The 13,486-nt window shown below is 49.4% G+C and carries 12 protein-coding genes and 1 tRNA gene; 10 read left to right on the plus strand and 3 right to left on the minus strand.

What is annotated here, in order from left to right:
* Positions 1-2: 2 nt before the first annotated feature.
* Entirely contained in the window at positions 3-1,412 is a 1,410-nt protein-coding gene (gene luxO / locus F0316_RS09005; protein ID WP_001164507.1) for a quorum-sensing sigma-54 dependent transcriptional regulator LuxO, read from the minus strand.
* Positions 1,413-1,800: 388 nt separating this feature from the next.
* Positions 1,801-3,831, minus strand: a complete 2,031-nt coding sequence (gene uvrB, locus F0316_RS09015; RefSeq protein WP_149560429.1) for an excinuclease ABC subunit UvrB — start codon at positions 3,829-3,831, stop codon at positions 1,801-1,803.
* A gap of 585 nt (positions 3,832-4,416) precedes the next feature.
* Here uvrB and F0316_RS09020 point away from each other — a divergent pair.
* From F0316_RS09020 to F0316_RS09065, 10 genes are all read left to right on the plus strand, one after another.
* A tRNA-Asn gene (locus F0316_RS09020) sits at positions 4,417-4,492 on the plus strand.
* Between the two features lie 219 nt (positions 4,493-4,711).
* Positions 4,712-5,293 (plus strand): electron transport complex subunit RsxA, encoded by a 582-nt coding sequence (gene rsxA / locus F0316_RS09025; protein ID WP_000141550.1) that lies wholly within the window; start codon positions 4,712-4,714, stop codon positions 5,291-5,293.
* Positions 5,293-5,880 carry an electron transport complex subunit RsxB gene (rsxB, locus tag F0316_RS09030; protein WP_000104488.1) on the plus strand — a complete coding sequence of 196 codons (588 nt, stop codon included), beginning with the start codon at positions 5,293-5,295 and terminating at the stop codon, positions 5,878-5,880. Before rsxA ends, rsxB begins: the two co-directional genes overlap by 1 nt.
* Before the next feature lie 8 nt (positions 5,881-5,888).
* The gene (gene rsxC / locus F0316_RS09035; protein WP_172626004.1) at positions 5,889-8,444 is read left to right on the plus strand and encodes an electron transport complex subunit RsxC; all 2,556 of its coding nucleotides are present in this window, start codon (positions 5,889-5,891) and stop codon (positions 8,442-8,444) included.
* Positions 8,444-9,490, plus strand: a complete 1,047-nt coding sequence (gene rsxD / locus F0316_RS09040) for an electron transport complex subunit RsxD (protein WP_000863732.1) — start codon at positions 8,444-8,446, stop codon at positions 9,488-9,490. Before rsxC ends, rsxD begins: the two co-directional genes overlap by 1 nt.
* A gap of 11 nt (positions 9,491-9,501) precedes the next feature.
* A complete protein-coding gene (rsxG, locus tag F0316_RS09045; RefSeq protein WP_000954368.1) occupies positions 9,502-10,131 on the plus strand; it encodes an electron transport complex subunit RsxG in 630 nt (209 codons plus the stop codon).
* A 1-nt stretch (position 10,132) separates the two neighbouring features.
* Positions 10,133-10,825 carry an electron transport complex subunit E gene (locus tag F0316_RS09050; protein WP_001293888.1) on the plus strand — a complete coding sequence of 231 codons (693 nt, stop codon included), beginning with the start codon at positions 10,133-10,135 and terminating at the stop codon, positions 10,823-10,825.
* A gap of 26 nt (positions 10,826-10,851) precedes the next feature.
* Complete coding sequence (gene nth / locus F0316_RS09055; RefSeq protein WP_001057739.1) at positions 10,852-11,493, plus strand: endonuclease III; 642 nt, start codon at positions 10,852-10,854, stop codon at positions 11,491-11,493.
* A 40-nt stretch (positions 11,494-11,533) separates the two neighbouring features.
* The gene (gene gloA, locus F0316_RS09060; RefSeq protein ID WP_000064966.1) at positions 11,534-11,950 is read left to right on the plus strand and encodes a lactoylglutathione lyase; all 417 of its coding nucleotides are present in this window, start codon (positions 11,534-11,536) and stop codon (positions 11,948-11,950) included.
* A gap of 162 nt (positions 11,951-12,112) precedes the next feature.
* The gene (locus F0316_RS09065) at positions 12,113-12,550 is read left to right on the plus strand and encodes a DUF2753 domain-containing protein (RefSeq protein ID WP_001021926.1); all 438 of its coding nucleotides are present in this window, start codon (positions 12,113-12,115) and stop codon (positions 12,548-12,550) included.
* Between the two features lie 48 nt (positions 12,551-12,598).
* Here F0316_RS09065 and motY read toward each other — a convergent pair whose 3' ends face one another.
* Positions 12,599-13,483: a flagellar protein MotY gene (motY, locus tag F0316_RS09070; protein ID WP_001045946.1), complete on the minus strand. Its 885-nt coding sequence runs from the start codon at positions 13,481-13,483 to the stop codon at positions 12,599-12,601.
* Between the last annotated feature and the right edge of the window lie 3 nt (positions 13,484-13,486).

Consider the following 13,486-nt stretch of genomic DNA (forward strand, 5'->3'; position numbering starts at 1 on the left):
GCTTACCGTTCCTTCTCTTTTTCTTTCACTTTTTCATTCCAAGTTTGCAGCTTGCGATAGATGGTTGACGGGCTGACATCCAGATAGGTTGCGGCGCGAGGAATGTTGCCATCACACGCTTCGATGGCTTGTTCAATGGCTTGTTTTTCGGTCATCCACAGCGGAAAAATCTCATGCACGGATACTTTATTCTCATGCGCAAGCGGTAAAGCCCGATTGATCGGCGCGGACATTTGATTAAGAGGAGGAGGCAGCATATCTAGGGTGATTTCACGACCTTCATTGAGCACAACCACGTTGCGCAAAACGTTTTGCAATTGACGCACGTTGCCCGGCCACTCGTATTGGCGAAAACGCTCCACCACTTCAGCCGACAAACGGACAAAATCTTTGCCCTCTTCCTTGGACATAAAGCCAAGCAGTGAATAAGCAATCTCGATCACATCATCACCGCGCGCGCGCAATGGCGGTAAATGCAGCGGGATCACATACAAGCGGTAGTACAGGTCTTCACGAAAACGCCCTTCTTGCACTTCCTTCCACGGATCGCGGTTAGTCGCACACACAAAACGCACATCCACGCTTTTCATTTTGGAAGAGCCGACTTTTTGGAATGTCCCTGTCTGAATAAAGCGCAGCAGTTTGGTCTGCAGATCCAGATCCATTTCGCACAATTCATCCAAAAAGAGGGTTCCCCCATCAGCCGCTTCTGCCGCGCCTTGACGCTCAGTCGCCGCCCCAGTAAAAGCCCCTTTAACGTGACCAAACAACTCACTTTCAATCAGATCTTTCGGAATGGCCGCACAGTTGATGGCGATAAATGGCTTATCTCCACGCTTGCTCGCGGCATGAATCGCCTCCGCGCACACTTCTTTACCGGTACCACTTTCGCCGGTAATAAAAATACTGGCTTTGCTGCTCGCCGCAGAGTCAATGGTGCGGTACACCGCCTGCATGGTTTGACTGCTACCAATAAAGCCTTGATAGTTTTGGTTTTTATTATCAACATCGTTTTTGAGTTTCGAGGCTTTGCGAATCGCATTATTCACTGTGACCCGCAGTCGGTCCGCTTCACACGGCTTGATCAAAAAGTCTTGCGCACCATGACGCATGGCTTCAACCGCCGTATCAATCGAACCATGAGCGGTCATAAACACGATAGGCACATCCGGTGATTTCTCTTTCACTGCATAGAGTACGTCCATCCCCGTCATATCTGGCAAACGTAAATCCAGCAGGATTAAGTCAGGCTCGCGACGACCAATACTCTCGATGGCATCGCGTCCGGTACCCACGATATTGATATCAATATCCAGCGGTGTGAGGTAAGAACGATACAGCGCCGCCACCGATGCCGTGTCTTCTACCATGAGGACATATTTTGTTTTCTGCAAAGATTGATTATGTTGCATAGCCTAGCCATATTATTTTGCATTTTGCTGTAATAATTGCATTTAGAATTGCATTTTGCAAATTTGAATTAAAATTTCTTGATAAATGATGCCAAACATCACACATCTAGACCGATTTGAGTTGGCACGATATGTGCTTGATTACTACTGACCCGCAAGGGTCACCTAGCCAACTGACGTTGTTAGTGAATAATCAATGTTCACAAATAACAGCCAATAGACTCATTCTATTGGCTATTTTTTTATCTGCGTGTTTGAAATCGGTGTTTTTCTCTTCCTAAACACTTGCTCAGTGGCGCCTGATTTATCCCTAATTCACATAAAGATACCTATGATTGGCGAACACTGTCGTGTTATCGCGCAGCTTCCTTTAAAAATGAAAGCAAGGCTAACTATTGGCGATAAACTGCTGACGCAACTGATGAATTTCATCACGTTTTTGCGCCGCTAACTCAAACTCTAAGTTCTGTGCATGCTGATACATTGCGGCTTCTAATTTACTGATCTCTTTTTCAAGCTGCTGAGGAGTCAACACTTGGTAAGCCGCCGATTCTTCAGCTACTTTCGCCAATGGCACCACTTTGCTGTTCTTCTGTTTACGCGATTTCGCAATATCGCCCAGCTCCATGATGTCTTTAACGCTGCGTTTTAAAGGCTGCGGCGTGATACCGCGCTGCTCATTATAAGCCAGCTGCTTCTCACGGCGACGCTCGGTTTCATCGATCGCTTTACGCATGGATTTGGTGATCGAGTCGGCATACAAAATTGCTTTACCATTCACGTTACGTGCTGCACGACCCATGGTCTGAATGAGTGAACGCTCGGAACGCAAAAAACCTTCTTTATCAGCATCCAAAATCGCCACTAAAGCGACTTCTGGCATATCCAGACCTTCACGTAGCAAGTTGATCCCCACCAACACATCAAATACGCCTAATCGTAAATCACGAATAATTTCTACCCGTTCGACGGTATCAATGTCCGAGTGTAAATAGCGAACTTTCACACCATGCTCATGCAGATATTCGGTTAAATCCTCGGCCATGCGTTTGGTTAAGGTAGTCACCAAAATCCGCTCATCATTGGCCGCGCGAATGCGCGCTTCAGAAAGCAGATCATCCACCTGAGTGGCGACCGGACGTACTTCAATGATCGGGTCTAACAAACCGGTTGGACGCACCACCTGCTCGGCCACTTCACCACCCGATTTAGTGAGCTCATATTCACTTGGTGTTGCTGACACAAAGATGGTTTGCGGTGCTAATGCTTCAAATTCATCAAACTTAAGTGGGCGGTTATCTAAAGCTGACGGCAGGCGAAAACCGAACTCCACCAGCGTTTCTTTTCGCGAACGATCGCCTTTAAACATCGCGCCAATTTGCGGCACGGTGACGTGTGATTCATCGATGATCAGCAAGCCATCGTGAGGCAAGTAATCAAAGAGCGTTGGAGGCGGCTCGCCTTCTGCACGACCACTTAGGTAACGTGAGTAGTTTTCGATCCCTGAGCAGAATCCCAATTCGTTCATCATCTCAATATCAAACTGAGTTCGCTGAGAAATCCGCTGCTCTTCCAGCAATTTATTGTTATCCAGCAAATATTGGCGACGGACCTGTAACTCGCTCTTAATCTGCTCTATCGCCTCAAGAATGCGCTCGCGTGGGGTGACATAGTGAGTTTTGGGGTAAATCGTAAACCGAGCTAAATCGCGTAACGTAATCACGCCCGTCAGCGGGTCAAATAAGCTGATGCATTCGACTTCATCATCAAACATTTCCACTCGAACAGCTTCTTGATCCGATTCGGCAGGGAAAATATCAATCACTTCTCCGCGTACCCGGAACTGACCGCGCTCAAATGCCATATCATTGCGTGAATATTGCAGCTCCGCCAAACGACGCAACATGTCGCGTTGGTTAATCACATCACCACGACGCAAATGGAGCATCATTTTTAGATAAGAGTCCGGATCGCCCAGACCATAGATGGCAGAAACCGAAGCGACAATCACCGCATCTTTGCGCTCAAGTAAGGCTTTAGTGGCCGATAAGCGCATCTGTTCAATATGAGCGTTCACGGACGCGTCTTTTTCAATAAAAGTATCCGTGGTCGGCACATAGGCTTCTGGTTGATAGTAGTCGTAGTAAGAAACGAAATACTCCACCGCATTGTTGGGAAAAAAGGCTTTCATTTCGCCGTACAATTGAGCCGCCAGTGTCTTATTAGGCGCAAGTATAATGGTGGGACGCTGCGCGGTGGCAATCACATTCGCTAACGTAAAGGTTTTACCCGACCCCGTTACCCCAAGCAGAGTTTGATGAGCCAAGCCCGCTTCCAACCCCTCCAGCAATTGCTTAATCGCGGTAGGCTGATCACCAGCAGGTTGATAGTCTGAAACCAATTCAAATGCTTTGCTCATTGCATCCTCGTCACGCTTTTGTGTTGAGCGCTATTGTGGCGGGATGCTGACCGGATGATCAAGCACTTCTTCTCTCGCTTTTTGCCACGTACAACGTGGTGTAAACAGATTTCGTAGTTCCTGTGGGGCAGATCTTAATCTTCGTGAAAATATTCCTAGCTTCCTCAATAGAGGTTTGCTAACATCCTCAGCCCTACATCGGCCTAGCGCCACTCTTGATCCAAAAAATAATCCACCTGTTTTCCCCAGATTTTCTTCTGAACGCATTTTCTTGTCTGTAATTCATCGACCTACTGAGCTGAGTTACCACTGTGGAAAAGCTGGAAATTCCCAACAAAAGTAAACACTTAACGAAAATACCACACCAAAATCAAACTGAGTATTTACTCAAGACTTATTCGCTCAAACATTAACTCAAGATCCATCAACACACTTATCCACAATTTTGGTGGATAAGTGAACACAGCTCAATAGCGGTAAGGGATACAAAAAAGTAAACCCTTTACGACATAAAAAAGTGCGCTTTTTTCATTGAAAATCATTGACACTCACTAGCTGGGTCGTTAACATCCGCGCCGAAACTATTCCTCCTTAGTTCAGTCGGTAGAACGGCGGACTGTTAATCCGTATGTCGCAGGTTCGAGTCCCGCAGGAGGAGCCAAATTTAGAGCCCAGTCAGCAACCACTGGGCTTTTTTATTGATGTTTTTCTCTGCAAGATTCCCGTCAAGATCTCTTATCAATCCCTGCCATTCGCATCCCATTTGCCACTTATTGCGTATAATTTATCTCCATCTACCTAAAACCTTATCTTTCCTTGGTTGTTATTGCTTTGGCAAAGCAGGATAATGCCAGGATCGGAAGCAAACATTTATATAACTATGACCGAATATCTTTTGTTGTTAATCGGCACCGTGCTGGTCAATAACTTTGTACTGGTGAAGTTTTTGGGCTTATGTCCTTTTATGGGCGTATCAAAAAAACTAGAGACCGCCATTGGCATGGGGTTGGCGACGACGTTCGTCCTCACCTTAGCTTCGGTGTGCGCTTATCTGGTGGAAAGTTACGTATTACGTCCGCTCGGCATTGAGTATCTGCGCACCATGAGCTTTATTTTGGTGATCGCTGTCGTAGTACAGTTCACCGAAATGGTGGTGCACAAAACCAGTCCGACACTCTATCGCCTGCTGGGCATTTTCCTGCCACTCATCACCACCAACTGTGCGGTATTAGGTGTTGCGCTGCTCAACATCAACGAAAATCACAACTTTATTCAATCGATCATTTATGGCTTTGGCGCTGCGGTTGGCTTCTCGCTGGTGCTCATCTTGTTCGCTTCGATGCGTGAGCGAATCCATGTTGCCGATGTCCCCGCTCCCTTTAAAGGCGCATCCATTGCGATGATCACCGCAGGTTTAATGTCTTTGGCCTTTATGGGCTTTACCGGATTGGTGAAACTGTAATGAGTACCATCGTCATCGCTGTTATTGCGCTGGCGGCATTGGCCGCCGTGTTTGGAGCCATACTCGGCTTTGCTTCGATTCGCTTTAAGGTAGAAGCCGACCCTATCGTGGACCAAATAGATGCTATCCTGCCACAAACCCAATGTGGCCAATGCGGCTACCCCGGATGTCGCCCTTACGCCGAAGCCATTGCTAATGGGGATGCGATTAACAAATGCCCTCCGGGTGGCCAAGCGACCATTGAAAAACTTGCAGATTTGATGGGTGTCGAAGTGCAAGACTCCGCCCACGATCTGGACAACAAAGTCAAAATGGTCGCCTTTATCCATGAAGACATGTGTATCGGCTGCACCAAGTGTATTCAGGCTTGCCCGGTCGATGCGATTGTGGGCGGTAACAAAGCCGTACACACAGTGATCAAAAATGAGTGCACGGGTTGTGACCTGTGCGTCGCGCCTTGCCCGACCGACTGTATTGAAATGATCCCGGTACAAACCACACCAGAGAGCTGGAAGTGGCAACTCAATGCCATCCCTGTGGTCAATGTGACCGATTCTGCGCCTGCTGCGCAGAAAAGTGCGAATTAAGGATGGGTATGTTGTCATTAATCGAACAAATCAAATCAGGTAAGCTTTGGGACTTCCCCGGCGGCATTCATCCGTTTGAAAATAAACACCAATCCAACCGTCAGCCGATTATCAATGCGAGCATTCCGAATGAGCTGGTACTGCCGCTCAAACAGCATATTGGTAAGGCCGGCGATCTACTGGTGAAAGTGGGCGATCGCGTTTTAAAAGGCCAGCCGCTGACGCAATATACGTCGACCTTCATGTTGCCGATTCATGCGCCGACTTCTGGCGTCATTAGCGCTATTGAGCCGCGCACTGTCGCTCACCCTTCCGGTTTGAGCGAGCTGTGTATTGTACTGACACCAGACCAACAAGAAGAGTGGTTTGATTTACAGCCGCAGCCGGATTTTCGGCAGTTGTCCCCTGAAACACTGTTGGAGCTGATCCGTCAGGCTGGTATTTCAGGCATGGGCGGCGCAGGCTTCCCGACCGCGAAGAAACTGCAATCTGGGCTATCACGCACTGAAATCTTGATCATTAACGCCGCCGAGTGTGAGCCTTATATCACCGCGGATGATGTGTTAATGCGTCAATATGCCCATGAAATTATTCAGGGAATCGAGATTGTTGAGCACATTCTAAAGCCTAAACTCACCATCATCGGGATTGAAGATAACAAACCGGAAGCCGTTGCAGCGCTGCAACAAGCCGCGCAAGACAAACCGATGGTGATCCGCGTTATCCCAACCAAATACCCGTCTGGTGGTGAGAAACAACTCATCAAAATCCTGACTAACTTGGAAGTTCCGAAAGGTGGTATTCCTGCCGATATCGGTTTAATGGTGCAAAATGTCGGTTCATTGCAGGCGATTGCGCGCGCGATTGTACATGGTGAACCGCTGATCCGCCGTGTAGTGACACTCACCGGCGATTGTTTCCGTAAACCACGTAACGTTTGGGCATTGCTCGGCACGCCTGTCCAAGCGCTGCTCAATGAGTTTGGCTACAAAGCCGATAAAAAGCTGCCGCGTCTCATCATGGGCGGCCCGATGATGGGCTTCACTCTGCCCCATGCGCAAGTGCCGATCACTAAAACCGCTAACTGTATTCTTGCGCCAACACGCAATGAGTTAACCAGTAGTGATAATGAGATGGCGTGTATCCGCTGCGGTCAATGCGCCGAAGCCTGTCCGGTATCGCTATTACCACAGCAGTTACAGTGGCACGCGAAAGCCGAAGAATTTGATAAGTGCGAAGAGCTCAATCTAAAAGACTGTATTGAATGCGGCGCTTGTGCTTATGTCTGCCCGAGTGAAATTCCGTTGGTGCAGTACTATCGCCAAGCCAAAGCAGAAATTCGTACCCGCAGCTTAGAAGCGGAAGCCGCTGAACGAGCAAAAGCACGCTTCGAAGAGAAAAAAGCGCGTATGGAGCGGGATAAAGCGGAGCGTGAAAATCGCTTCAAGCAAGCGGCGGAAGATCGCCGCAAAGAGATGCAGCAGCAAGGTGGCTCCGATGCGATTGCGGCGGCCATTGAACGGGTTAAAGCGCAAAAAGCGCAGCTTGAGCCAACCGATAACAGCGTAAAACCGGCTATTGCGGCTGCGATTGCACGCGCTAAAGCCAAACAGGCAGAAGCAGCGCAAAGTGGTGCCAGTGAGCCTGATAATAGTGAAATGGCTAAACTGCGTGAAGAGCGCAAACGCCAAGCTCGGGAACGCAAGGCACAAAAAGGTGAAGTAACTGAAGCATCAACCAATGATGATGCGGACGATAAGCAATCGGCTGTCGCTGCGGCCATTGCTCGCGCTAAAGCACGTAAAGCGGAGCAGCAGGAAACCGAAAGCACAGCTCAGCCAGCAGCCACACCAAGCAGTGACGATGCTGACCCGAAAAAAGCTGCGGTCGCTGCAGCGATTGCTCGCGCTAAAGCGCGTAAAGCAGAGCAGGAAACCGAAAGTACAGCTCAGCCAGCACAAGCCACACCAAGCAGTGACGACGCTGACCCGAAAAAAGCTGCGGTCGCCGCCGCCATTGCTCGCGCTAAAGCGCGCAAAGCAGAGCAGGAAACCGAAAGCACAGCTCAGCCAGCACAAGCCACGCCAAGCAGTGACGATGCTGACCCGAAAAAAGCTGCGGTCGCTGCCGCGATTGCTCGCGCTAAAGCGCGTAAAGCAGAGCAGCAGGAGACCGAAAGCGCAGCTCAGCCAGAACAAGCCACGCCAAGCAGTGACGACGCTGACCCGAAAAAAGCCGCGGTCGCCGCCGCCATTGCTCGTGCTAAAGCGCGTAAAGCGGAGCAGCAGGAAACCGAACGCGCAGCTCAGCCAGCACAAGCCACGCCAAGCAGTGACGACGCTGACCCGAAAAAAGCTGCGGTCGCTGCGGCCATTGCTCGCGCTAAAGCGCGTAAAGCAGAGCAGCAGGAAACCGAAAGCGCAGCTCAGCCAACTCAAGCTACGCCAAGCAGTGACGATGCTGACCCGAAAAAAGCTGCAGTGGCCGCCGCGATTGCTCGCGCCAAAGCACGGAAAGCCGCCCAACAATCATCATCTAATTTAAACGCTGAGGAGAAAGACTAGTGGCCTTCTTTATTGCTAGCTCCCCACATTTACGCAGTAAGCGCAGCACGGCTGACGTTATGCGTTGGGTATTAGCCTGCGCACTGCCCGGCCTGATCGCTCAGACCTACTTTTTTGGCTACGGCACACTGATCCAGCTACTGCTGGCCATCTCGGTCGCGGTGGCACTCGAAGCAGGCATTATGCTGCTGCGTAAACGATCACCAATCTCAGCACTGCGCGATTACAGCGCGGTGGTTACCGCATGGTTACTCGCGGTCGCTATCCCGCCCCTCTCACCATGGTGGGTCGTCGTGATCGGTCTGATTTTTGCGATCGTGATTGCCAAACATTTGTATGGTGGACTTGGGCAAAACCCTTTTAACCCAGCGATGATCGCCTACGTAGTGTTGTTGATCTCCTTTCCGGTTCAGATGACCAGTTGGATGGCGCCCATCAAGTTAACCGCCGAACCCAGCTCACTGGTAGACTCGTTCTCACTGATCTTCGGCGGTTTTGACAGTGATGGTCTATCGCTACAGCAAATCCGTACGGGCATCGATGGCATTACCATGGCAACCCCGCTCGATGCGATCAAGACCTCGCTCAAAGCAGGACACACGATGAGTGAAACCTTGACCCAGCCTCAGTTTAGTGGCTTTGCGGGTATCGGTTGGGAATGGGTCAATATTGCCTATCTACTCGGTGGCCTGATTCTGCTGAAACTGCGTATTATCCGTTGGCACATTCCAATGGCAATGCTGGCAGGTTTGGTTTTCACAGCGTTACTGGCACAACTTTTTGCACCGGGAACAACCGCGTCCCCCATGATCCATCTACTCTCGGGCGCAACCATGCTGGGCGCATTTTTTATCGCGACCGATCCGGTCAGCGCCAGCACGACGGATAAAGGCCGCTTGATTTACGGTTTCTTCATCGGTGCAATGGTGTTTCTGATCCGTAGTTGGGGCGGCTTCCCTGATGGTGTCGCCTTTGCCGTACTGCTCGCCAACATGTGCGTACCGCTGATTGACTACTACACCAAACCGAGAACTTACGGACACTAAGAGCGCGACTTATGCTGACAGCAATTCGAAAAAATGGCCTGATTCTCGCCGTCTTTGCCTGTGTTTCAACGGGTTTGGTGGCGCTGACTTACGCCCTCACCGCAGAGCAAATTCAACAACAAGAGCAAAAGCAGCTACTGCAGGTTCTCAACCAAGTGATCCCACATAAGTATCACGATAACCCTCTGGCGCAAGCCTGTACTTTAGTCAATGATGACAAACTCGGTACAGCCAAAACCATGCATGCTTATCTGGCGCAACGTGACGGCCAGCCCACAGCCATTGCGATTGAGACCATTGCCCCCGATGGTTATAACGGTGAAATAAAATTGATCGTCGGGATCGCTAATAACGGCACCGTGCTTGGTGTGCGTGTACTTGCCCACCAAGAAACACCGGGGCTAGGTGATAAGATTGATTTACGGATCAGTAATTGGGTATTAGGCTTTAACGGCCAACAAGTCACCGCCGATAATCAGGATGACTGGAAAGTACGTAAAGATGGCGGTCAGTTTGACCAATTTACGGGTGCAACCATTACTCCTCGCGCTGTCGTACTGGCGGTCAAAAAAGCCGTGGAGTATGTCAACCAACATCAACAACAGCTGCACAATCAGCCGAATCCGTGTGAGGGTCAATAACATGAGTGAAAACCGAACTCTGATGTTAAATGGCATGTGGAATAACAACCCAGCCTTAGTGCAATTACTGGGATTGTGTCCGCTGCTCGCCGTTTCCTCCACCGTGACCAATGCCCTCGGATTAGGCATCGCTACGCTTCTTGTTCTCGTCGGCTCGAATGTCACCGTCTCTCTCGTGCGTGATTATGTGCCGAAAGAAGTCCGAATTCCGGTGTTTGTGATGATCATCGCTTCGCTGGTGACTTGCGTACAGTTACTGATGAACGCCTACGCTTACGGGCTTTATCTCTCGCTCGGCATTTTTATTCCGCTGATTGTGACCAACTGCATCATCATAGGTCGTGCTGAAGCGTTTGCTTCAAAAAATGATGTGCTCCCAGCCGCGTTAGACGGATTTTGGATGGGATTGGGGATGACCTCAGTACTGGTTGTGCTCGGATCACTGCGCGAAATCATCGGCAATGGCACGCTGTTCGATGGCGCGGACCTGCTACTCGGAGAATGGGCTAAAGTTCTACGCATCGAAGTGTTTCACTTTGACAGCGCCTTTTTGCTGGCACTGTTGCCCCCCGGAGCCTTCATCGGGGTGGGCTTTTTGATCGCCGCCAAAAGTGTGATTGATAAACAGATTGCCGCTCGCCAACCAAAACAACAAAAGCAAGCCATAGAGCGTGCACGCGTGACCAATGTCTAACCTGATCAAGGAAGCCAACCCGTCTAATGAATAACGCGAAACGGATTGAAATTTTAGAACGGCTGAGGGCTCACAACCCCAAACCCGAAACCGAATTAAACTGGAACTCCCCCTTTGAGTTGCTGATTGCGGTGCTGCTCTCCGCGCAAGCGACCGATGTCAGCGTCAACAAAGCTACCGATAAACTGTATGCGGTGGCCAATACGCCACAAGCCATGCTTGATCTGGGTGTGGATGGCGTCAAAGAGTATATAAAAACCATTGGCTTATTTAACTCTAAAGCCGAAAACGTCATCAAAACTTGCCGTATTTTGCTTGAAAAGCATCAAGGTGAAGTGCCGGAAGATCGTGAAGCATTAGAAGCGCTGCCCGGCGTTGGGCGTAAGACCGCCAATGTGGTGTTGAATACCGCCTTTGGCTGGCCGACTATTGCGGTCGATACGCACATCTTTCGCGTCTCCAATCGCACCAAATTTGCGGTCGGCAAAAACGTCGACGAAGTAGAGCACAAGCTACTCAAAGTCGTACCTAATGAGTTTAAACTCGATGTGCACCACTGGTTGATTCTGCATGGCCGTTACACCTGTGTCGCGCGCAAACCACGTTGTGGCAGTTGCATTATCGAAGATCTTTGTGAATTCAAAGATAAAGTGTACCCAGAAAGCTAATTTCCCAAAAAACCGTTATCCGGAAAGTAAGGAGCTCTTAATGTCCAACCATCGTATTTTGCACACCATGCTACGCGTCGGCGATTTGGATAAATCGATCGAATTCTATACTCAAGTGATGGGTATGAGCCTGCTGCGCAAAAATGAGAATACTGAGTACAAATACACCCTCGCCTTCTTAGGTTATGGTGATGAATCCCAAGGTGCGGTCATTGAACTGACCTACAACTGGGGCGTGGCGGACTATGAGAAAGGCAACGCATACGGCCATATCGCGATTGGGGTTGATGATATTTATGCGACTTGCGATACCATCAAAGCGGCGGGAGGCATTGTAACCCGTGAACCAGGCCCAGTGAAAGGCGGGACAACTCACATCGCTTTCGTGAAAGACCCTGATGGTTACATGATTGAGCTTATCCAAAACAAGCAAGCCCATGCAGGTCTTGAAGGCTAATCGCCGATTCTGATGCATGATGCCGTCTTATGGACGGCATTTTTTTGCGCGCTGTTCTTTCCCCCTTTCTCTGCAATGCGTAATTCCCACACAATTCCTGTCATTTACATGATAATAATTATCAATTAATCTGAGGCAACAGATAATCAAGGAGAAGGTGTGATGAATATAAAAGAGTGGGAAAGGCATACCCTATTAGCCGATATCGCTATGCAGGAGTCAGACCACCTGCGCAGCATTCTTCACTATCAACAAGCGCTCACCGTCAGCCAACAGTTGGATGAAAGTGAAGAGATTGACATGGAAGATCGCATGATGATCTCGGTTATCTCTTGCCACAACATGGCCAAGTTTTGGCGCACCATAGGCGATAACCAATACGAGCTTAAATACCTACAACTGGCCTCAGAGCGCGTCCTCACGCTCATCCCTCAGTGCCATAAACCGGGTTGTGAAGCTTTTGTTGACTCTCTAGGCTGCTGCCGTAAAGCGCTGCTCGATTTTATGAAGCGCCACCCTAATCCAGAGATCGCACGCATGGTGCAACATATAGATACCGCCTCAAAATGCGAGATTATTGCTCAGTTTCGCCTCAATTAACGGTATCACCCAACCAATGCGCTCTCCCAATTCAGGTGTGACTCGCTATCACACCTGAGTGCGGCCTAGTGAAATCACCACGCGGCGGTTTTTGTCTTTACCAATCGGCGAAGCGTTATCGGCAATCGGCCGCCGTTTGCCATAGCCCTGCACTTGAATGCGATCTTCCGGCAACCCAATCGATTTAAAGTATTCGCGCAGCACCTCAGCCCGTTGTTCCGACAGATTTTGGCTATTGTTATTGGTGTCTGTTGAATCGGTATAGGTGGAAACCAGAACCAAATCAATATCTTGATTATAGCGTACATATTCAGCGATCTGTGCCAAACGCTTTTGTGACGCCTTATTCAACTCAACACTGGTGCCTTGGTCGTAGTGTAAAATCGTAAACGAGATGTCTTCAAAGCTGTAAGGCAATAGCTTGGAAATACAGTCACTAAATTCATTGTAGGGTTGCTGAAACAGCACTGAAGAGAGCGCAACCTCAATACGTTGATCGCGGCTTTGCCAATCTTGATAACTGAAGGTCGGGTAGCGCCCCTTTTCCAGTTCACTGAGTAACGACCACGCGGTCTGTCCACCAATATAACCATCAAACTGTTTGAAAAACTGCAGATTCGTGATGCGATCTGCGCCTTCCCCCGGCCGCCAAACCGGAGGCATAGAGACTAAGCTGACATTACGGGTATCCCCCATTGGGCGACGCATTTTTAATTCAAAGTCGAGATTGATTTTCTTGCCAGCGCGAGACGAAAACTCGGCGTCACCATAGTTGGGGATCGGGTGCACAAGGCGGCATTCCAACGGAGTATTGGTTGCCATTTGCCACGTAGACTGTTGTGGTGTTGCCATATAACGCACTTCCAACGCCGAAGCGACAGACGCTGATAAGGTGCTTATGGCAAACAAACTTGTGATAACCCATTTATTCATAAA

Source organism: Vibrio cholerae (genome assembly GCF_008369605.1).
Classification (GTDB): Bacteria; Pseudomonadota; Gammaproteobacteria; order Enterobacterales; family Vibrionaceae; genus Vibrio; species Vibrio cholerae.

Bases quoted from the DNA above. Each gene is read 5' to 3' on its own strand.
- luxO (WP_001164507.1), bottom strand. From the start codon at position 1,412: ATGCAACATAATCAATCTTTGCAGAAAACAAAATATGTCCTCATGGTA.
- uvrB (WP_149560429.1), bottom strand. From the start codon at position 3,831: ATGAGCAAAGCATTTGAATTGGTTTCAGACTATCAACCTGCTGGTGAT.
- rsxA (WP_000141550.1), top strand. From the start codon at position 4,712: ATGACCGAATATCTTTTGTTGTTAATCGGCACCGTGCTGGTCAATAAC.
- rsxB (WP_000104488.1), top strand. From the start codon at position 5,293: ATGAGTACCATCGTCATCGCTGTTATTGCGCTGGCGGCATTGGCCGCC.
- rsxC (WP_172626004.1), top strand. From the start codon at position 5,889: ATGTTGTCATTAATCGAACAAATCAAATCAGGTAAGCTTTGGGACTTC.
- rsxG (WP_000954368.1), top strand. From the start codon at position 9,502: ATGCTGACAGCAATTCGAAAAAATGGCCTGATTCTCGCCGTCTTTGCC.
- F0316_RS09050 (WP_001293888.1), top strand. From the start codon at position 10,133: ATGAGTGAAAACCGAACTCTGATGTTAAATGGCATGTGGAATAACAAC.
- nth (WP_001057739.1), top strand. From the start codon at position 10,852: ATGAATAACGCGAAACGGATTGAAATTTTAGAACGGCTGAGGGCTCAC.
- gloA (WP_000064966.1), top strand. From the start codon at position 11,534: ATGTCCAACCATCGTATTTTGCACACCATGCTACGCGTCGGCGATTTG.
- F0316_RS09065 (WP_001021926.1), top strand. From the start codon at position 12,113: ATGAATATAAAAGAGTGGGAAAGGCATACCCTATTAGCCGATATCGCT.
- motY (WP_001045946.1), bottom strand. From the start codon at position 13,483: ATGAATAAATGGGTTATCACAAGTTTGTTTGCCATAAGCACCTTATCA.